This window comes from Acinetobacter radioresistens DSM 6976 = NBRC 102413 = CIP 103788, from assembly GCF_006757745.1.
Taxonomy (GTDB): Bacteria; Pseudomonadota; Gammaproteobacteria; order Pseudomonadales; family Moraxellaceae; genus Acinetobacter; species Acinetobacter radioresistens.
Window position 1 is genome coordinate 2,429,369 of the sequence record NZ_AP019740.1, and the last position, 18,545, is coordinate 2,447,913.

The window sequence follows — 18,545 nt, forward strand, 5'->3', positions numbered from 1 at the left end:
ATCCTTTTTTATAGTTCAGTCTGCTTATTTTAATTAATTTAAACGATCAAAATCTTTAATTTTAGATAAATACACAGATGCCTGATTCATCTTATACCAAGTTTCTTTAAATTTTGGTGTATCGTCATCCCGGTTCTTATTTATATTTTCTCTTACTAATTTCCGCTGAGTTAAGTAGTTAATACTGGTTTGACTATTAATATAAGGACCGAAATTATCTGAATTGTCATAGCCCACCAATTGCAGATCATATTCTTTTAGTTGAAAGCGGTAGCGCCAGTAACCATAACGGCCATGGGCATAATGCACATTCAGCAACCCTTGTTCGACAGATAATAGTAATTCCGGCGCATAATATACGCCCCCATCTTCATACTCCGACGAGAAGCATGACAGATTCTGTATGATCTTTTTATATTGACCATTTTCATTTACAAGCACAATTATGCCACGACGATTTCGGTCTAGCTTTCCCTGATACTCATCATTTACCCATTTTGCAGGATCAGTTGCCTTAACTATCAGCACCACATCTGTTTTCCGGTCTTTATTCAAATCTCCTGTTATAACTTCAGTAAGTCTATAACTTCTCGGAATATAAGATTTGTAGCGACTACTGTCTTCTTTCAGCCGGATTTCTTCAGGACTTTTATTTTCAGCCCATATTAATGTTGGAAACGTAACAACCATGAAGAATATAAAAATATAAGGAATCATCAGAATGATACTTCCAAGGTAATAGCTTTTTACAGTATGAACTCGACTGTCTGTAAAATAGAGGAGTGTTTAAAAAGCAAAAAGCCCTATAGAGTAATAGGGCTTTTCTAAAAAACAGGGGTATCTGTTTTATTTATTGCTTAAGCCACCTTATCGTTATATTGGGTGCCGTAGCATTTGGTACACGGGGGTAAACGGTCTGTACCAATTTCTAAGTAAACGCGATGTCCGCATTGAACACAAAAATAGAAACCTGTTCCCGGTTTTGAGCCAGCTGTTACCATCTTTGTTCTCCATGAGTGTTTAGAAAATGGTCTAAGCAGTATAACCCTGTTGTGATGAATGTCTATTGTCCATTTTTGTAAATGATGATGGCAGATGGGCGAAGTAGTATTTCTAAAATGTATTCGCAAAATTAGACTCTAATTTAGGCACTTCAATACTATTTACTGTGAACAGATTTAAAATATCATCTCTGTCCATAAAAATGATCTGACTTCTACGATTAGCGTCTAATTTGTTACCTAACCAATTTCTTGCTGCTTTAGTAATTTCGCCACCAGCAATTATATAAGCATGATCAACCAAGACTCTTTTATTAGTCTCAGGATCAAAGATCTCATGTCCTAACATCATTGTGGTTTGGTTATAAATTTCAGCAATATTATGGTTACCTGATTTAGAAACTCCAGATGAATCTAGCTTCCCTTTTTTAACTTGTATTCCAAAATAAATTATATGTTGCGTAGGTAAAGTATATTTCATCCATATGTCTTTACCGTACTCCAAAGCTTTATCCTTATGACCTGCAACAGTGATCCGTTGGAATCCTATAGTTCTAAATAAGGGGAGTAAAATATTTTCAATAAGCTGGTCTTCGGAACATTTATTTAAGTAATCTGCTAGGTGCTCTCTTTTTTTTATTTCTGCTTCTGAAAATACTCTATTTGGATTTTCATTAGGTTTTATTGTTTGATTCGTAATTATATTTTTAATATAAAGATTATTATCTTCTCCATAATAAGCTTCATAACCTTCTCGACTTAAAGGCTTATTAAGTTCAATCAATGCATTAATCCTATATGGATCATCTTCTGTAGCCTCAGATTTATGCATTAATACCCTTAAAACATTTATAAATTTTTCAGGTAAGCAGTTTTGCAGGCATGGTTCTTGTAATAGCTCATTCAATCGTTCAGCTGTCCAATACCATCGAGTAGAACCATCATGCTTAAATGGTAAATCACATTCCTCAAAAAATTCAGTAATAAACATACTACTCTTGTATTTAAAATAGTTTTTATCACCAATAATACATTCAGCTAGTGCGCGTAAATTTCGATCCTTGAATTTTATAAAACTTAGTTTTTAAATTATTTAACGACAATTTAGATTATTATTTAACCAATTTCAATAAAATAAAATCTCCCCTAACCCCTCTTTAAAAAGAGGGGAACTCCCTCCTTTTTCAAAGGAGGGTTGGGGAGGATTTTAAATTAAGCCACATTCCCTTCCAAAAAATCCTGTGCAAAGCGCTGTAACACCCCACCCGCTTCATACACATGTACTTCTTCTTCGGTATCCAGACGGCAGGTCACAGGCACTTCAATCGTCTGTTCTTTACCATCATCTGTGGCACGTTCAATCACAAGCATCAAAGTCGAACGTGGTGCAATATTCCCAATCACACTATACAGCTCAGTACCATCCAGTTTTAATGTTTTACGATCTGTACCCGGCTTAAATTCAAGCGGCAACACGCCCATACCAACCAGATTGGTCCGGTGAATACGCTCAAAACCTTCAGCCACAATTGCTTCAACTCCCGCCAGACGTACACCTTTGGCAGCCCAGTCACGACTTGAACCCTGGCCATAATCCTTACCCGCAATAATGATCAGCGGCTGCTTGCGGTTCATGTAGGTTTCAATCGCCTCCCACATGCGCATCACCTCACCTTCAGGCTCCACACGCGCTTTTGAACCCTGCTTAATGGTACCGTCAGAACGTACCACCATTTCGTTATACAGTTTCGGATTCGCCAGGGTGGCACGCTGTGCAGTCAGGTGATCCCCACGATGCGTCGCGTAAGAGTTAAAGTCTTCCTCGGGCACACCCATTTTTGCCAGGTATTCACCCGCTGCCGAATCACGTACAATCGCATTTGATGGAGATAAATGATCGGTAGTGATGTTATCGCCAAGGATTGCTAAAGGACGCATATTTGCAAGGGTACGCGGTGCAGCCAACGCTCCTTCCCAATATGGTGGACGGCGAATATAGGTACTTTGCGGCCGCCAGTTATATAGCGGGCTTATTGCCTGCTCGGATCGGTCCAGATTGAACATAGGGATATAAACCTGCTGAAACTGCTCCGGTTTTACACTACGTGCCACCAGTTCATCAATTTCCTCATCAGAAGGCCAGATATCTTTCAGATAAATCAGGTTTCCTGCCTGATCATGACCCAGCACATCATTTTCAATATCAAAGCGGATAGTCCCAGCAATTGCATAGGCAATGACTAATGGCGGTGAAGCCAGAAATGCCTGTTTAGCATAAGGGTGAATCCGGCCATCGAAATTACGGTTACCAGAAAGTACAGCTGTGGCATACAGGTCACGGTCAATAATTTCCTGCTGGATTGCTGGATCTAACGCGCCTGACATACCGTTACAGGTGGTACAGGCATAAGCTACGATACCAAAACCGAGTTTTTCCAGATCTTCAAGCACCCCTGCTTCTTCAAGATATAATGCTGCCGCCTTTGAGCCGGGGGCAAATGAAGATTTCACCCAAGGCTTACGGGTTAGACCCAATTCATTGGCTTTACGTGCCAGCAAACCGGCAGCTACTGTATTTCGCGGGTTCGACGTGTTGGTGCATGAAGTAATGGCAGCAATAATAACCGCCCCATCCGGCATTAAACCGTCATCACGCTGTTCAACTACCCCGGCAATTCCTTTTGCTTTTAAGTCACTGGTAGAAACCCGCGCATGCGGATTAGACGGCCCGGCGATGTTACGGGTTACCTGAGACAGATCAAAACGTAATACTTTTGGATAAACTGCTTCTTTCATCTGCTCGGCCCAGAGCCCGATCTGTCTGGCATACTGCTCAACCAGTTGTACCTGCTCCGGTTCACGACCTGTGAGGCGCAGATAGTCGATAGTATTCTGGTCAATATAGAACATTGCTGCAGTGGCGCCATATTCCGGCGTCATATTGGAAATCGTGGCACGGTCACCGACTGACATGCTATCAGCACCTTCTCCAAAAAACTCCAGATAGGCACCTACTACACGCTCCTTACGCAGAAATTCAGTTAAAGCCAGCACAATATCAGTCGCAGTAATGCCAGGCTGACGCTGTCCAACCAGTTCTACACCAATGATATCCGGCAGACGCATCCATGAGGCACGGCCAAGCATCACGTTTTCAGCTTCCAAGCCACCCACCCCAATCGAAATTACGCCCAGCGCATCGGTATGGGGGGTATGCGAATCTGTTCCGACGCAGGTATCTGGAAATGCAACACCATCTCTGACCTGAACCACTGGTGACATTTTTTCAAGATTAATCTGGTGCATAATGCCGTTTCCGGCAGGAATGACATCAACGTTTTTAAATGCAGTTTTAGTCCAGTTAATAAAATGAAACCGGTCTTCATTACGGCGGTCTTCAATAGCGCGATTTTTTTCAAAAGCATCCGGGTCAAAACCGCCATATTCTACAGCCAGCGAATGATCAACAATCAGCTGGGTCGGTACCACCGGATTAACTTTGGCCGGATCACCGCCCTGTTCAGCAATTGCATCACGCAGGCCTGCCAGATCAACCAAGGCAGTCTGGCCTAAAATGTCATGACAAACCACACGTGCCGGATACCATGGAAAGTCACGAGTCTGGCGGCGCTCAATCAGTTGCTGTAAAGATTCGGTTAATATTTCTGGTTCACAGCGGCGCACCAGTTGTTCAGCAAGTACTTTGGAAGTATAGGGAAGCTGGTCATAAGCGCCTGGCTGAATATCTTCGACGGCTTGACGCACATCAAAGTATTCAAGCTGGGTATCTGGCAACGTTTTGCGGTATTGGTTATTCATACGTACTTGCCTCTGCATCTTTTTGCTTTATTTCATCTTTTTGTGTTGATTTCACTTTCCGTGCATTGGCATTGTACGCTGTTCAAAACCCATTTCCCAAATCTTATATATTTCAAATACCTATATATAAAAATACCGGTTTTTGAAATATTTGGTTACCTTTAAATGGGCTTTTCTAGCAAAAAGCTGCTTTTTTATTAAAAATCAGGGAAAATACAACTCATTCTTTAGTATTAAATTGCAAGATTGAGACTGATAACATGACTAGTTTGGCTTTTCTCTGTTTTAGCTTAAAAGGTGTCGATGCACAAAAATTCTTGCAGGGCCAAGTCACGGCAGATGTAGAGCGACTGGACAGTAACTACCGTTATACTGCTATTTGTGACTTAAAAGGCCGTATTCATTTTGGCTTATGGTTAAGTCGGCAAGATGCTGAAAATTTCAGTATTGTGGTGACTCAGGACCAGTCTGAAGAATTTGCCAAGCATATCCGCAAATATGGTGCATTCTCTAAAATGGCATTTGAAGAGAGTGGTGCCGTTTCTCCAAGCATGGATAATGCTCTCACCAGATTTAGTAGTGAAGATACGGATTTAAATGCCTGGCAATTGCAGGCAATTGAACAGGGCCAAGCCTGGATCACCAGCTTGACTGAGCATGAATTCCAGCCTCAGGAACTACGCCTGCATCAGCGTGGTGGTGTGCATTATGACAAGGGGTGTTATCTGGGTCAGGAAATCGTCGCTCGGCTATGGTTCAAGGCAAAACCGAAGCACTGGCTACATTTGGTACAAGGTTCAGGTACTGCCCCTGCTCCGGCGACTCTACTGCATGATGATGTAGAAGTGGTTAATAGTATCGCTGTTGAAAATGGCTATAAGGCATTAGTAGTCGCTAAACCGGTAGCACTTGATACGCTTGGATTAACCTTATTGGAATTGCCAGAATCGCTTAGAGGCGATGTGGCACGGCCAAAATAAAGCTGTGTTTGAAATTATGGGTAGTAAATATGACCTCCAGTAAATCTGGAGGTTTTTTATCAATCAGTCTATATTTTTTAAAACTCATTCTTTCAACCCTATTGTTCTGGAAAAAACCAGGTTTAACCAAATTTTTAATATAAAAATCAAACAACTATAAATATTTTTTATCTCTGAAGCAGGTTAAGATATAAAAACTATTTCAATAGTTTTAGAGCTTTCATTAAAAATTATTACCTAATACATTCTTTTATTTTTTAATCAGAATTTAAAGAAAGACCGGCATAGTCATAGCTGTAGCCTGATTAATCTTGCAAGATTTTTGGTGTTCCATATTTACATTCATATAATTCAGCTTATGATTTATGTTGAATGAATCACAGTTATTCCACATAAATGGAATTATGTGTAGAAAGAAGAGGAAAAAAATGAAAAAAATTCTGCTCGCCAGCCTGATTGCAGTCACCAGCACGTTTAGCATGGCTGCACCAAGTAGTGATAAAAATCCGGCTTTTGAACAAATTGAACAGCTAATTAAAGCAAATGATTACACCACCGCTTATCAACAGTTGCAAAAGCTGGCTCAAGAAGGTAATCCGCAAGCGTTGTATAATCTGGGTTACCTGACCCAGGTGGGAAAAGGCGTAACTAAAAATGAGCAGCAGGCCTTAAAATACTACCAGCAGGCCTCAGAGAAAGGCTATGTAGTGGCCGATTATGTACTTGCCAATAACTACGTGACTGGTGGACTGGGCCTGCCTAAAGATGAGAAGAAAGCCAGAGAGTATCTGGAAAAAGCCTCAAATGCGGGCTTTGATGATGCAACTGTCCAGCTTGCAGTGGCGCTATTTTCAGAAAATAAGCCAGCATCTGACCAACAGGCATTAAAGCGACTTGATCCGCTTATCAAGAAAAACAGTATGCCGGCAATTCATACCAAGGCACTTTATGACATTAGTACGGGGATCAAGAACAAGCAGGAAACCAAGGTTAATCAGGGGCTCCAAAGTATTCAGAATCTGGCCAAAAAAGGTTATATACCAGCCTTGATGGCAGTGGGTAATATGCTTGCCAATGGAACCATTGTGCAGCAGAATCTGCCTGAGGCACAGAAAATTTTTAGTGCACTGGCCCAGCAGAATGTTCCACGCGCTAAAGAATCACTGGATACCGTTAATAAAATGATGACTGATCAGAATAAAGCCAAGAAAAGCTAAAGATTGAATATAAAACCCCGCCAGATGACGGGGTTTTTTATAATTTATTTTTCTGCTTTAAAAGGATGGAACAACTCTTTTAAACCATGCGGTTGACTCCGTAGATACTGCGGTGCGATCGAAATATTTTCACCAAGTTTTGCAGCTGCATGCCAAGGCCAGCGTGGGTCATATAGCATAGCACGGGCTAAACCAATTGCATCTGCCTGACCTTTTTGGAGGATTTCTTCGGCCTGTTCGGGCTCGGTAATCAGTCCGACTGCGATAACAGGAATGCTTACACCCTGTTTAATTTTCTCTGCGAAAGGCACCTGATAATTTGGCCCGACTTCAATACGCTGCATTTCATGCAGTCCGCCTGATGAAACATGGATGTAAACCGCTCCCAGCATCTGTAGGGCTTTTGATAGGCCGGCACTACATTCTACATTCCAGCCTCCCTGCTCATCCATCCAGTCAGTAGCCGAAAGACGCACCCCGACCGGGAAGCCTGCTGGTACTGCATCACGGATCGCCTGAAATACTTCCAGTACCATCCGCATACGGTTTTCAAGTGAGCCGCCATATTCATCTGTACGCTGATTGGATAAGGGCGATAAAAACTGATGCAACAGATATCCATGGGCTGCATGGAGTTCAATCAGGTCAAAACCTGCTTCGACTGCACGACGCGCAGCTGCCGCAAAATCTGCCTGTACCTGATGAATCTGATCAAGTGTTAAGACATGTGGTTTCAGGTCAGCTGCGGCAAAACTTAATTCACTGGGTGCCACCGTATTCCAGCCATGTTCATGATCTGGTGCAATCTGGCCTTTGCCTAGCCATGGCTTATCGGTTGATGCCTTACGCCCGGCATGAGCTAACTGAATCGCAAAAGGCATGGGAGATATCTGGCGGACTTTACTAAGCAAAGCCCACATCTGATCGCGTTGCTGATCATTCCATAAGCCCAGATCAGCATAGCTGATTCGACCTTCAGCCTGTACCGCCGTTGCCTCTACAATGCATAAACCGGCACCAGACAGAGCATAATTGGCCCACTGCTGTTCATGCCAGTAAGTCACCTCACCCTGATCAGTGGCTGAATATTGGCACATAGGTGCAATAATAATGCGATTGGCAAGTTCAAAGCTACCAAAATTAATTTTCTCAAACAGCTTGGCCATATATTTCTCCGGTTTTATTATTAAGTGGGCAGAGTGCCTAGACGCTCACTAGCCTACACTGAACCAGCTTTATTTTTATAGTCCAGCCTAAAAAAACCATACAAAATCATGAGTAAGACAGCCTTTAATACAACATACTCTGTACAGGAGTTAATATGAACCAAACCTTAACGGCTCAAACTCGGATGTGCTTTCCAGCAGTAACGCTCCAGCCAGTCTTTGGCCTCTTCAGCATAGTCGATCCCAATACGCGGTGTCTGTACAATTTCAGGCTGCTGAGTTTTCTGTTCTATCCATAGCCCACTTTCCAGTCCGACTTTCTGTCCTTTAAAAGTACGATTAATTCCCATATGCCGGGTCAGTTTCCCTGGACCAGCCATTAACTTGAATTCCTGCCGTGTCTCGGCATCCTCAAAATAGCCGGCCCGCAACATCACACCTTCTGGCACACCTTCAGTCTGGGTAATAATATTAAGCATTTCATACATACCATAGATCAGGTATACATAAATAGTTCCACCTGCTTGGTACATAACTTCGGTACGTGGTGTTTTACGGTTATTATAGGTATGACAGGCTTTATCCTGACAGCCCAGATAAGCTTCTGTTTCTGTAATGATACAGCGCCTGATTTCTCCACTATCTTGGCGCACACATAACCTACACCCAACCAGATCATGCGCAACGTCTGAAGTATCGCGCTGAAACCAGGTTAAAGGTAGAATCTCTGCCATGTGTTCCCTCCTTTTCATATCAATGCCAGCTTGTAAATTATTCATGCAACCCGATATTATTGCTATTGCATAAGAATGAGTCGATCAATGCCTGAATTACCCGAAGTTGAAACCACCAAAAAGAGCCTTGAACCCTTATTACAGCAAAAAGTTATGTCTGTTGAGGTCCGTGAGCCGCGGCTTCGCTGGGCCATTCCTCAAGATATTCAAAAGCTACAAGGCCAGAAGCTCATCAGGTTAAATCGCCGCTCTAAATATATTCTTGCGCAGTTTGAACACGATACCATGTTATGGCACTTAGGCATGTCAGGTTCGTTTCGCTTGTGTGAGCCTGCGACCGAATTACGTAAACATGATCATTTAATTATTAGTTTCGAAAATATACAGCTGCGTTATCATGATCCGCGTCGTTTTGGCTGTATTTTATGGCTGAACCATGAAACACAACATAAATTAATTGATCCATTAGGACCAGAGCCACTATCTGAGACATTTAATACTGAATACCTGGTAAATAAACTCAAAAACAAGCAGGTCGGCATAAAAGTTGCACTCATGGATAATCATGTAGTGGTCGGTGTCGGCAATATTTATGCAACCGAGAGTCTCTTCAATACCAGAATCCATCCAGCTCAACCTGCTTCAAGCTTAAGCTATGAAAAAATTGATCAGTTGGTGATTGAAATTAAAAGGATTTTAAAATTTGCAATTGAACTGGGGGGTTCGACCTTGCGTGATTACAGTAATGCCGCAGGAGAAAATGGCTATTTTCAACAGACTCTGCTGGCATATGGCCGTGAAGGTGAAATGTGCATTAATTGTGAAACGCCTTTGCAGAATATCCGTTTAGGACAGCGTGCAAGTGTTTTTTGCCCTGAATGCCAGCCGCTACGAACAGTAAAATAAACCGGTTCAGCTGTAGGAGAAACTATATGAAAACAGCAATCGTCCGTCATATTTTGGTTAAAGAAAAAACACTGGCTGAACAGTTGAAAAAGAAGCTCCAGAGTGGTGCAGACTTTAATAAACTTGCACAGCAATACTCGACCTGTAACTCAGCTAGACGCGGAGGTGAATTGGGTGAAGTCAAAAAAGGTCAACTGGTGCCGGTAATCGATAAACTGGTTTTTAGTGGTGCTGAACGTGTAATCCATGGTCCGGTAAAAAGCCAGTTTGGCTTCCACTTGCTGGAAATCAAGTTCCGTATGAATTTCTAGCGGTTTTATTCAGCTTTATTTTTTTAAGACTTAAAGTGATGCGTTCGGTCAAAATAAAAAACGGCATTTGTTGTGCCGTTTTTCCATTTATATTTTAAGGTGCCGAGCGATTTTTAAGCTCATCACGGATTTCGCGCAGTAACTGGATATCTTCTGGTGTAGGTGCTGCCTCTTCTTTAGGTGGCGCTTCCTCGTGTTTACGGCGTAAACGGTTAATCATTTTAACCATTAAAAAGACAACCCAAGCCAGTAACAGAAAATTAATTAAGATGGTAAGAAAATTGCCATAGGCAAAGACATTCAGACCTGCTTCCTTAGCCGCTGCAAGATTACTAACATTATTTGGATTATCGCCTAGCACCAGAAACCAGTTAGAGTAATCAACTTCTCCACCTAGAATAAAAGAAATCAGGGGCATAAAAATATCTTTAACCAGAGAGTCAATAATTTTATTAAACGCCCCACCAATAATGACACCAATTGCAAGATCAATCATATTGCCTTTAATAGCAAATTCTTTAAATTCTTGAATAATACTCATTTTATCTCCAGACTCAATTTACCCATGCCCTAATCTTTTTCACATTCTTAATCCTATTTAAAGGGCATTAACCTTTAGGATAATTTAGCGATTTCTTTAAAGATTCCAATTTCTTTTTGTTATTTATATAAAAAAACCGCCAGATTACTGGCGGTTTTTTCAACTTAAACGAGAATTAACTGCGTGAAGCACGTTTACGTTCGTTTTCTGTCAGGAATTTTTTACGAATACGGATTGATTTAGGTGTAACTTCAACCAGTTCATCATCTTCAATAAATTCAAGCGCCTGTTCCAGCGTAAATTTAATAGCTGGAGTCAGTGTTAATGCTTCATCTGTACCAGATGCGCGCATGTTAGTTAACTGTTTTGCTTTAGTCGGGTTGACCACCATGTCGTCTGAACGTGAGTTCATACCAACAATCATACCTTCATAAACTTCAAGCTGTGGTTCAGCAAAAAGACGGCCACGGTCTTGCAGCGAGAACAAAGCAAATGCCAGGCAGGTACCATTTACCATAGAGATCAGCACACCGTTTTGACGTTTAGCTACAGCACCTGCTTTGGCTGGGCCATAGTGCGAGAAGCTAGAAGTCATGATACCTGTACCAGAAGTGATGGTCAGGAATTCAGAACGGAAGCCGATCAGACCACGTGAAGGTACAGTTGCCTCAATACGGATACGGCCTTTACCGTCAACTTCCATATTGGTCAGCTCGCCCTTACGGTTACCCATCTGTTCCATGATTGAACCCTGATGCTGTTCTTCAACATCAAAGGTCACATTTTCATACGGTTCCTGCATTTGACCGTCAACTTCTTTCATGATCACTTGAGGACGGGATACACCCATCTCGAAGCCTTCACGACGCATGTTTTCAATCAGTACAGACAGATGAAGTTCGCCACGGCCTGAAACTTTGAAACGGTCCGGGCTGTCTGTATCTTCAACACGCAAAGCAACGTTATGGATCAATTCGCGGTCCAGACGTTCACGGATATTACGTGAAGTCACGAACTTGCCTTCACGGCCGGCAAATGGTGAGTTATTTACCTGGAAAGTCATAGATACGGTTGGTTCATCTACAGACAGTGGCGGTAATGCTTCAACATTTTTCGGATCACAAATAGTGTCAGAGATGTTTAGTGCATCAATACCGGTAATACATACAATGTCACCTGCATTTGCAGAATCAACATCGATACGCTCGAGGCCATGGTAACCCATGATTTTCAGAATACGACCATTACGGGTCTTGCCTTCTTTATCAATCACAGTTACTGGTGTATTGGTTTTAACTGAACCGCGCTGAATACGGCCAACACCGATTACACCAACAAAACTGTTATAGTCAAGTGATGAAATCTGCATTTGGAATGGGCCATCAACATCAACTGCTGGTGGTTCAACGATGTCAACAATAGTTTCAAACAGTGGTGTCATGTCTTCAGCCAGTTCTTCTGGTGAAGGACCAGCAACACCGCGTAAGCCTGAGGCATATACAATCGGGAAGTCTAACTGTTCATCAGTTGCACCCAAGTTGTCGAACAAGTCAAATACCTGGTCGATAACCCAGTCTGGACGGGCACTTGGCTTGTCTACTTTGTTAATAATGACGATTGGTTTCAGACCACGTGCAAACGCTTTTTGTGTTACAAAACGGGTTTGTGGCATTGGGCCTTCTTGAGAGTCAACCAGAAGAAGTACACAGTCTACCATCGACATAACACGTTCAACTTCACCACCAAAGTCTGCGTGTCCCGGAGTATCTACGATGTTGATACGGTAAGTGGTATCAGTACGCTTATCTAACCATGTAATCGCTGTATTTTTAGCGAGAATAGTAATACCACGCTCTGATTCAAGCGCATTCGAGTCCATGACACGCTCAATCTCGCCGGCACGATCACCGAGTGCACCTGATTGTTGAAGAAGTTTATCGACAAGAGTGGTTTTCCCGTGGTCAACGTGCGCAATAATTGCGATGTTGCGGAGAGTTTTGATATCTGACATGAAATTCGATACGCCTACAATTTTGAGGGCAAATTATACAAAAAAATGCTACGCATTAGTAGTGACAGTTGATTGACAACTACAATATATTTTGACAAGCGGTGTACTTTAAGGTTTTTAAAGTGTAACAACTCGATTAGAATAGCGCCACCTTGCCACTCCCCTGTTTGTCTCATGTCTGACTTAAACACTTCATCTGATCAAAATGAGCGTCTAGATCTAGTCTACGGCCTTAATGACAGGCCTCGTCCATTAATTGCATTTCTGGCTGCATTACAGCATTTGCTCGCCATCATTGTACCTATTGTTACTCCAGGCCTGCTGATCTGTCTGGCGCTGGGGGTGTCTCGTGAAGATACCAACATGATTTTATCAATGTCTCTGGTCATTTCAGGTATTGCGACATTCTTGCAGTGTAAGAAAGTCGGACCATTTGGTGCTGGACTACTGATTGTACAGGGCACCAGTTTTAATTTTATTGGCCCTATCATTGGGATTGGCTCAGCCATGGTAGCGTCAGGCACGCCGGTAGAAGCGGTTATGGCTGCTATTTTCGGTGTAGTGATTGCAGGCTCATTCATTGAAATGGGGGTGTCCCGTATTTTACCTTGGGTAAAAAAACTGATTACGCCTTTAGTAACTGGTATTGTTGTACTGCTCATCGGGTTAACCTTAATTAAAGAAGGCCTGATCTCTATGGGTGGTGGCTATCAGGCAATGGAAAGTAAAACTTTTGCCAGTGCCGATAACCTGATTATGTCTTGTACTGTCCTGGCAATTATTATTTTGCTAAACCGTATGCGAGCAGTCTGGATCAAAAGCTCCGCCATTTTAATTGCTTTAGTTGCCGGTTATATTCTGGCCGGATTTATGGGTTATTTAGATTTCTCTACGCTTGAAGAGGCACCTTTAATCCAGATACCGACACCAATGCACTTTGGCTTAAGCTTCTCATGGAGTTTATTTATTCCGATGGCTTTCATCTATCTGGTCACTTCATTAGAAGCAATTGGTGATATTACTGCAACCAGTAAACTGTCAAATCAGCCAGTAGATGGCGATAGCTGGATGCAACGTATTAAAGGTGGCGTTCTGGTAAATGGTGCCAACTCTTTGCTGGCAGGTTTATTTAATACTTTCCCGAGTTCAGTCTTTGCACAAAATAATGGTGTCATTCAGCTGACTGGTGTGGCTAGCCGTTATGTAGGTTTGTGGATTGCAATTATGCTGATTATCCTGGGTCTGTTCCCTGCCGTTGCCGGGATTATTCAAGCAGTACCACAAGCGGTACTCGGTGGTGCAGTGATGGTGATGTTCGGTGCAGTTGCTGCATCCGGGGTAAATATCCTGTCAGGTATTCAGCTTGACCGTCGTGCCCTGCTGATTATTGCAATTTCTCTGGCACTGGGCTTAGGTGTGGCGCAGGTGCCTCAAATTCTAGAACATTTGCCTGAATTATTTAAAAATATTTTTAGTTCTGGTGTAGCGACAGGTGGTATTGCAGCATTAATTCTCAATATCGTATTACCTGAAACCAAGAAATAATACTTGTTATAGTGATATTGCCCAGCCCAGCCTGGGCATTGTTTTTGATGAGAAATGCCATGGATCCAAGAAGTGAAGTTGTGCTGCGGCAGATTGACCAGCTCTCTGGGCAGGTGCTTTTTATTCATGCACCCAATGATCAGCTCATGAACCAGTTGGGACCGCGGATAGATGCTTCTATCTGGACCTGGAATTTTAGTGATTATCAGGGATTTCAGGCAGCAGGTTTTAAAGCACATTTTGGTGTAGATTTTCCGCTACAACAGTTTAATCAGGTGGTCATATTTGTTCCTAAGTCCAAGGAACTACTTAACTATGTACTACATAATGTTGTCAGCCATTTAGAAATCGGTCAGTCTGTATTTTTGGTCGGAGAGAAAAAAGGAGGTGTTGAACGTGCAGCCAAGCAGTTACATACTTTTGGGCATCCGGTCAAGCTCGACAGTGCACGTCATTGCCAGTTCTGGCAAGTAAAACTGGAACATATAGAACAGCAAAAACCGCTTGAGAGCTGGTTAAAAACCTATACTGTCCAGTTAAAAGACCAGCAAATCGAGATTTGTGCCCTTCCGGGCGTTTTTAGCCAGAGTCATCTGGACGTTGGCACCGCTGTATTAATTCCTTATCTGGACCAAGTAAAATCAGGTACACTTGCCGACTTTGGATGCGGGGCTGGTGTTATTGCCTGCTATTTGGCAAAATCCAATCCGGCAAATACTGTATATGCCCTTGATGTCGATGCTTTTGCTTTACGTTCAACAGAACTTACTTTTCAGCGTAATCAGGTTCCAGCATCCCAATTGCGTCTGCAACCTGTGAGCAGTATTGCAGATGCACCTTTTGAGCTTGATGCAATTGTCAGTAATCCGCCTTTTCATCAGGGTATTCATACCCATTATGAGGCCAGCGAAGAACTCTGTAAGACTGCGCCTCAGCATTTAAAGAATGGTGGCGAGCTATGGATTGTTGCAAACCGTTTTTTAAATTATCCCCATTTGATTGAACAGCGTTTTGGTCAATGCACTCTTAAGGCTGATCAACAAGGCTTTAAAGTTTTGTATGCCTGTGCGCGTTAATGTAATAAAGGAATCTCGATGAGCGAAATAAATCAGCCCGCGAAACTCAAGCGCAAGCTGGGAGCTCGCCACTTAAATATGATTGCGATCGGTGGTTCTATTGGCACAGGACTGTTCCTTGCGTCAGGATCAACTATTGCCAATGCCGGTCCTGGTGGTGCGCTGCTGGCTTATGGCCTAATCGGTATCATGATCTATTTTCTGATGACCAGCCTTGGTGAACTGGCCACCCATAATCCAACCTCTGGTGCTTTTTTTACCTATGGCAGCAAATATGTAGAAGATGGGTTTGGTTTTGCCTTGGGCTGGAACTACTGGTACAACTGGGCTATTACTGTCGCATTTGAACTGGTGGCAGTTCAGTTCATTATGAAATTCTGGTTTCCAGATATTCCTGGTTTTTACTGGAGTGCAATCTTTCTGGCCATCATTTTCGGCATCAATGCACTGACCGTTAAAGGATTTGGAGAAAGCGAATTCTGGTTTTCCATGGTCAAAGTAGTAGCCATTATTGCCTTTATCATTATTGGTATCGCCATGATTATAAAAATCATGTTAACGCCGGGAATGATTACTTTTAGCAACTGGACCAAAGGCGAAGCACCATTCGTTGGTGGCTTACAGGCAATGATCGGTGTAGCCATGATTGCTGGTTTTTCATTTCAGGGCACTGAGATGGTCGGAGTAGCTGCAGGGGAATCCAAAGATCCAAAACGCACTATTCCGCTTGCTATTAAACAGATTTTCTGGCGTATCCTGCTGTTTTATATCGTATGTATTTTTATCATTGGCACGTTAGTGAGCTATGATGATCCAAGATTGCTACAAGCAGCTGCCAGTGAAGATATAGCACTTTCACCCTTTACTTTACTTTATGAACAGGCCGGCTTTGCCTTTGCTGCCAGCCTGATGAATGCTGTAATTTTGACTGCCATTCGTATGTTATTTGATATGGCACGTGAAGGCCGGGCGCCAAAAATATTTTCTAAGCTGGATTTACGTGGCGTTCCAATGAACGCATTATACGCCACCACTGCGATTGCCGCGCTGTGCTTCTTGACGACATTTGTCGGTGAGCAGGAAGTCTTTAACTGGTTACTGAATATGTCGGGCATGTGCGGTTTCATTGTCTGGTTGGGTATTGCGATCTCACATTATCGTTTCCGTAAAGGTTATATCGCGCAAGGCTACAAGCTTGAAGACCTGGCTTATCGAGCAAAATTCTTTCCTTTCGCTCCATGGTTCGCATTTATTTTATGTTCCATTATTATTCTTGGGCAAAATTATGAAGCTGTGACAGGAGGAAAAATTGATTGGATTGGACTGCTATCAACCTATATCAGTATTCCCTTGTTTTTAGTCATCTGGTTTGGTTATAAGCTTAAACATAAAACCAAGTTAGTTTCTTACAAAGAAATGGATGTTAAACCGGGAAACCTTGACTAGTCCCTACCTTCAAGAACTTAACCCTCTTTCTAAATATGAATATACCCAGCTCACTCTATATATGATTGTGCTGGGTATTTTTATTTCTATATTTCTTTATACTTGTAGCGCTCTTGGTTATTTTCATATGACATAAGATGTAACTATGAAAAGCAATTATTGCCTTCTAAATTAGGAAATAAAAATTATTCTACTATATCGCGCCTGCTCTTCTTAAAAAATTCAGATAAATAAGTAGCCTATAAGTTAAGAATAAAAATTAAGGTAAAAATTTTGAACTGACCAGAGATAAACAGTGAGTAATTAAAAGTAAAGATAGATACTGAAAGATGGCTTATTAGAATAAAATTAGTATAAAAAAAAGCAGTTCCGAAGAACTGCTTTTTTTAGTTAAACTCAGATTATTGAGCTTGACCTGGTTGAGCAACAACAGTACGGCTACCAGTAATTGTCGCGAATACACGACGGTTCATAGCACGACCTTCTTTAGTGCTGTTGTCAGCAATTGGTTGATCCCAGGCAAAACCTTGAGCAGTCAAGCGAGATGGATCAATATTGTACTCGTTCACCAGTGAAGATTTCACAGAGTTAGCACGAGCCAGTGACAGACGTTCGTTCAGAGCACGTGGACCAGTGTTATCAGTGTGACCATCGATGCGAGCAGTAGCATTTGGATATTCTACTAACTTCTCAGCAACTTTAGCGATTTCTGGCTTGTACTGATCTTTGATATTTGATTTGTTAGTATCAAAGAACACACGAAGTTCCATATTCAGATCTTCAGTCAGTTCTTGTGGTTGTGGCTCAACAATTGGTGTTGGCTCAACAGGAACAACTTCTACCACAGGAGCAGCAGGTTTCAGGTGACCACCTAAAACAACGTTCAGACCAGCTAAAGCTGTATAGTTCCAGAACTGCTCGTCAAAATGGTAAGTACCACGTGCTTCTGTACGTAGAGACAGGGCATCATTAATACGCCAGAATGCACCAAGACCTGCGTTACCTAGAGTACCTTCTTCATCTAAGCCACGACCAGCACGACCAGCATCAGTGTCAAACTCATATTTATAGTGACCAGCACCTAACAATGCATAAGGCTTGATTTTACTGTCATAGTTTTTAGTGAACAGGTCAGAAGTAACATAGAAGTTACCAGCGATATTTTCGCCTTTATATTCATTGCCTGCAACGCTGGTATCACCTTTGATCTGGCTATATTCAGCTTCAAAACCTAACCATGGAGTAAGTTCAACACCAAGTGCTGCACCAACAAACAGGTCATCATCAAGTTCTACGCTATCAGTCAGGTCGCCATCGTTACCGCCATTGTTGTGCTGGGTATCAAACATTGTGTAACCAAGCATTAATGGGGTAATAGTTACGCCAGCATTTGCAGCAGCAAGAGGAGCAGCAACAAGCATAGCAAGTGCAATACGACTCAATTTCATGGATTATCCTCCAGAGATAACATTGTTGTTCAAGCTCAGCCTAAAATTAACTTTTTGGCTCCTGAGATAAGCTTATATATACCCCAGTATTATTTTTAAGCTACTCACTTTGAATCATACAAACACTTTGTTTTTTTTCCAAGTGCTTGATAATTTTAATCAAGTAAATTATTGACAAAATTACTTACAATTTCCGTTGTAATTCGGTAAATTTTCACTCAATTTATTCTAATGAATAGCTTATCTTTTTCGCTTCTGTTTATTTTAACAGTATTCAAAAGCTAAGCTAATGATCATTTGTTCTGGTTTTGAATGCAATAACTACACACTAATTTACTGTTAAA

General features: G+C 42.0%; 16 protein-coding genes. 7 read left to right on the forward strand and 9 right to left on the reverse strand.

Annotated features, from left to right (window positions below; all coding sequences use genetic code 11):
- Positions 1–33: 33 nt before the first annotated feature.
- The 4 genes from ACRAD_RS11405 to acnD form a co-directional block, all read right to left on the reverse strand.
- Positions 34–717: a hypothetical protein gene (locus ACRAD_RS11405; protein ID WP_005027583.1), complete on the reverse strand. Its 684-nt coding sequence runs from the start codon at positions 715–717 to the stop codon at positions 34–36.
- Between the two features lie 140 nt (positions 718–857).
- On the reverse strand, positions 858–1,040 hold the full coding sequence (locus ACRAD_RS11410; protein WP_227499300.1) for a zinc ribbon-containing protein: 183 nt from the start codon (positions 1,038–1,040) through the stop codon (positions 858–860).
- 73 nt (positions 1,041–1,113) lie between these two features.
- Complete coding sequence (locus tag ACRAD_RS11415) at positions 1,114–2,073, reverse strand: hypothetical protein (protein ID WP_005018801.1); 960 nt, start codon at positions 2,071–2,073, stop codon at positions 1,114–1,116.
- Between the two features lie 140 nt (positions 2,074–2,213).
- Positions 2,214–4,820, reverse strand: coding sequence for a Fe/S-dependent 2-methylisocitrate dehydratase AcnD (gene acnD, locus ACRAD_RS11420; protein ID WP_005027590.1), 2,607 nt, complete (start codon positions 4,818–4,820; stop codon positions 2,214–2,216).
- Between the two features lie 260 nt (positions 4,821–5,080).
- Between acnD and ygfZ the strand changes: the two genes are divergently transcribed.
- Both ygfZ and ACRAD_RS11430 read left to right on the forward strand, forming a co-directional pair.
- The gene (gene ygfZ / locus ACRAD_RS11425; RefSeq protein WP_005027592.1) at positions 5,081–5,800 is read left to right on the forward strand and encodes a CAF17-like 4Fe-4S cluster assembly/insertion protein YgfZ; all 720 of its coding nucleotides are present in this window, start codon (positions 5,081–5,083) and stop codon (positions 5,798–5,800) included.
- A 428-nt stretch (positions 5,801–6,228) separates the two neighbouring features.
- Complete coding sequence (locus ACRAD_RS11430) at positions 6,229–7,017, forward strand: tetratricopeptide repeat protein (protein WP_005018797.1); 789 nt, start codon at positions 6,229–6,231, stop codon at positions 7,015–7,017.
- 44 nt (positions 7,018–7,061) lie between these two features.
- Here ACRAD_RS11430 and ACRAD_RS11435 read toward each other — a convergent pair whose 3' ends face one another.
- Both ACRAD_RS11435 and ACRAD_RS11440 read right to left on the reverse strand, forming a co-directional pair.
- The gene (locus ACRAD_RS11435) at positions 7,062–8,183 is read right to left on the reverse strand and encodes an NADH:flavin oxidoreductase/NADH oxidase (RefSeq protein ID WP_005027595.1); all 1,122 of its coding nucleotides are present in this window, start codon (positions 8,181–8,183) and stop codon (positions 7,062–7,064) included.
- 167 nt (positions 8,184–8,350) lie between these two features.
- Complete coding sequence (locus ACRAD_RS11440) at positions 8,351–8,917, reverse strand: DNA-3-methyladenine glycosylase (RefSeq protein WP_005018795.1); 567 nt, start codon at positions 8,915–8,917, stop codon at positions 8,351–8,353.
- 87 nt (positions 8,918–9,004) lie between these two features.
- Between ACRAD_RS11440 and mutM the strand changes: the two genes are divergently transcribed.
- Together mutM and ACRAD_RS11450 are read left to right on the forward strand one after the other, a co-directional pair.
- Positions 9,005–9,823: a bifunctional DNA-formamidopyrimidine glycosylase/DNA-(apurinic or apyrimidinic site) lyase gene (gene mutM / locus ACRAD_RS11445; RefSeq protein ID WP_005027597.1), complete on the forward strand. Its 819-nt coding sequence runs from the start codon at positions 9,005–9,007 to the stop codon at positions 9,821–9,823.
- Positions 9,824–9,849: 26 nt separating this feature from the next.
- On the forward strand, positions 9,850–10,134 hold the full coding sequence (locus ACRAD_RS11450) for a peptidylprolyl isomerase (protein WP_005018793.1): 285 nt from the start codon (positions 9,850–9,852) through the stop codon (positions 10,132–10,134).
- A gap of 94 nt (positions 10,135–10,228) precedes the next feature.
- Here the strand turns inward: ACRAD_RS11450 and mscL are convergent, their stop codons facing one another.
- Both mscL and typA read right to left on the reverse strand, forming a co-directional pair.
- Entirely contained in the window at positions 10,229–10,675 is a 447-nt protein-coding gene (gene mscL / locus ACRAD_RS11455) for a large conductance mechanosensitive channel protein MscL (protein WP_005027600.1), read from the reverse strand.
- A gap of 175 nt (positions 10,676–10,850) precedes the next feature.
- Positions 10,851–12,686 carry a translational GTPase TypA gene (typA, locus tag ACRAD_RS11460; protein ID WP_005018791.1) on the reverse strand — a complete coding sequence of 612 codons (1,836 nt, stop codon included), beginning with the start codon at positions 12,684–12,686 and terminating at the stop codon, positions 10,851–10,853.
- A gap of 174 nt (positions 12,687–12,860) precedes the next feature.
- Between typA and ACRAD_RS11465 the strand changes: the two genes are divergently transcribed.
- Genes ACRAD_RS11465 through ACRAD_RS11475 form a run of 3 tightly spaced genes read left to right on the forward strand, consistent with a single transcriptional unit; the run spans position 12,861 to position 16,753 of the window.
- The gene (locus ACRAD_RS11465) at positions 12,861–14,231 is read left to right on the forward strand and encodes a uracil-xanthine permease family protein (RefSeq protein WP_005027602.1); all 1,371 of its coding nucleotides are present in this window, start codon (positions 12,861–12,863) and stop codon (positions 14,229–14,231) included.
- Positions 14,232–14,290: 59 nt separating this feature from the next.
- Positions 14,291–15,307 (forward strand): class I SAM-dependent methyltransferase, encoded by a 1,017-nt coding sequence (locus ACRAD_RS11470; RefSeq protein WP_005027604.1) that lies wholly within the window; start codon positions 14,291–14,293, stop codon positions 15,305–15,307.
- A gap of 18 nt (positions 15,308–15,325) precedes the next feature.
- Positions 15,326–16,753 carry an amino acid permease gene (locus tag ACRAD_RS11475; protein ID WP_005027606.1) on the forward strand — a complete coding sequence of 476 codons (1,428 nt, stop codon included), beginning with the start codon at positions 15,326–15,328 and terminating at the stop codon, positions 16,751–16,753.
- Between the two features lie 401 nt (positions 16,754–17,154).
- Here ACRAD_RS11475 and omp38 read toward each other — a convergent pair whose 3' ends face one another.
- Positions 17,155–18,201, reverse strand: coding sequence for an outer membrane protein Omp38 (gene omp38, locus ACRAD_RS11480; protein ID WP_005018785.1), 1,047 nt, complete (start codon positions 18,199–18,201; stop codon positions 17,155–17,157).
- Positions 18,202–18,545 lie beyond the last annotated feature (344 nt).

Coding starts and splice junctions, on each gene's coding strand:
- mutM (WP_005027597.1), top strand. CDS start 9,005: ATGCCTGAATTACCCGAAGTTGAAACCACCAAAAAGAGCCTTGAACCC.
- ygfZ (WP_005027592.1), top strand. CDS start 5,081: ATGACTAGTTTGGCTTTTCTCTGTTTTAGCTTAAAAGGTGTCGATGCA.
- mscL (WP_005027600.1), bottom strand. CDS start 10,675: ATGAGTATTATTCAAGAATTTAAAGAATTTGCTATTAAAGGCAATATG.
- acnD (WP_005027590.1), bottom strand. CDS start 4,820: ATGAATAACCAATACCGCAAAACGTTGCCAGATACCCAGCTTGAATAC.
- omp38 (WP_005018785.1), bottom strand. CDS start 18,201: ATGAAATTGAGTCGTATTGCACTTGCTATGCTTGTTGCTGCTCCTCTT.
- ACRAD_RS11475 (WP_005027606.1), top strand. CDS start 15,326: ATGAGCGAAATAAATCAGCCCGCGAAACTCAAGCGCAAGCTGGGAGCT.
- typA (WP_005018791.1), bottom strand. CDS start 12,686: ATGTCAGATATCAAAACTCTCCGCAACATCGCAATTATTGCGCACGTT.
- ACRAD_RS11435 (WP_005027595.1), bottom strand. CDS start 8,183: ATGGCCAAGCTGTTTGAGAAAATTAATTTTGGTAGCTTTGAACTTGCC.
- ACRAD_RS11470 (WP_005027604.1), top strand. CDS start 14,291: ATGGATCCAAGAAGTGAAGTTGTGCTGCGGCAGATTGACCAGCTCTCT.
- ACRAD_RS11405 (WP_005027583.1), bottom strand. CDS start 717: ATGATTCCTTATATTTTTATATTCTTCATGGTTGTTACGTTTCCAACA.
- ACRAD_RS11440 (WP_005018795.1), bottom strand. CDS start 8,917: ATGGCAGAGATTCTACCTTTAACCTGGTTTCAGCGCGATACTTCAGAC.
- ACRAD_RS11450 (WP_005018793.1), top strand. CDS start 9,850: ATGAAAACAGCAATCGTCCGTCATATTTTGGTTAAAGAAAAAACACTG.
- ACRAD_RS11465 (WP_005027602.1), top strand. CDS start 12,861: ATGTCTGACTTAAACACTTCATCTGATCAAAATGAGCGTCTAGATCTA.
- ACRAD_RS11430 (WP_005018797.1), top strand. CDS start 6,229: ATGAAAAAAATTCTGCTCGCCAGCCTGATTGCAGTCACCAGCACGTTT.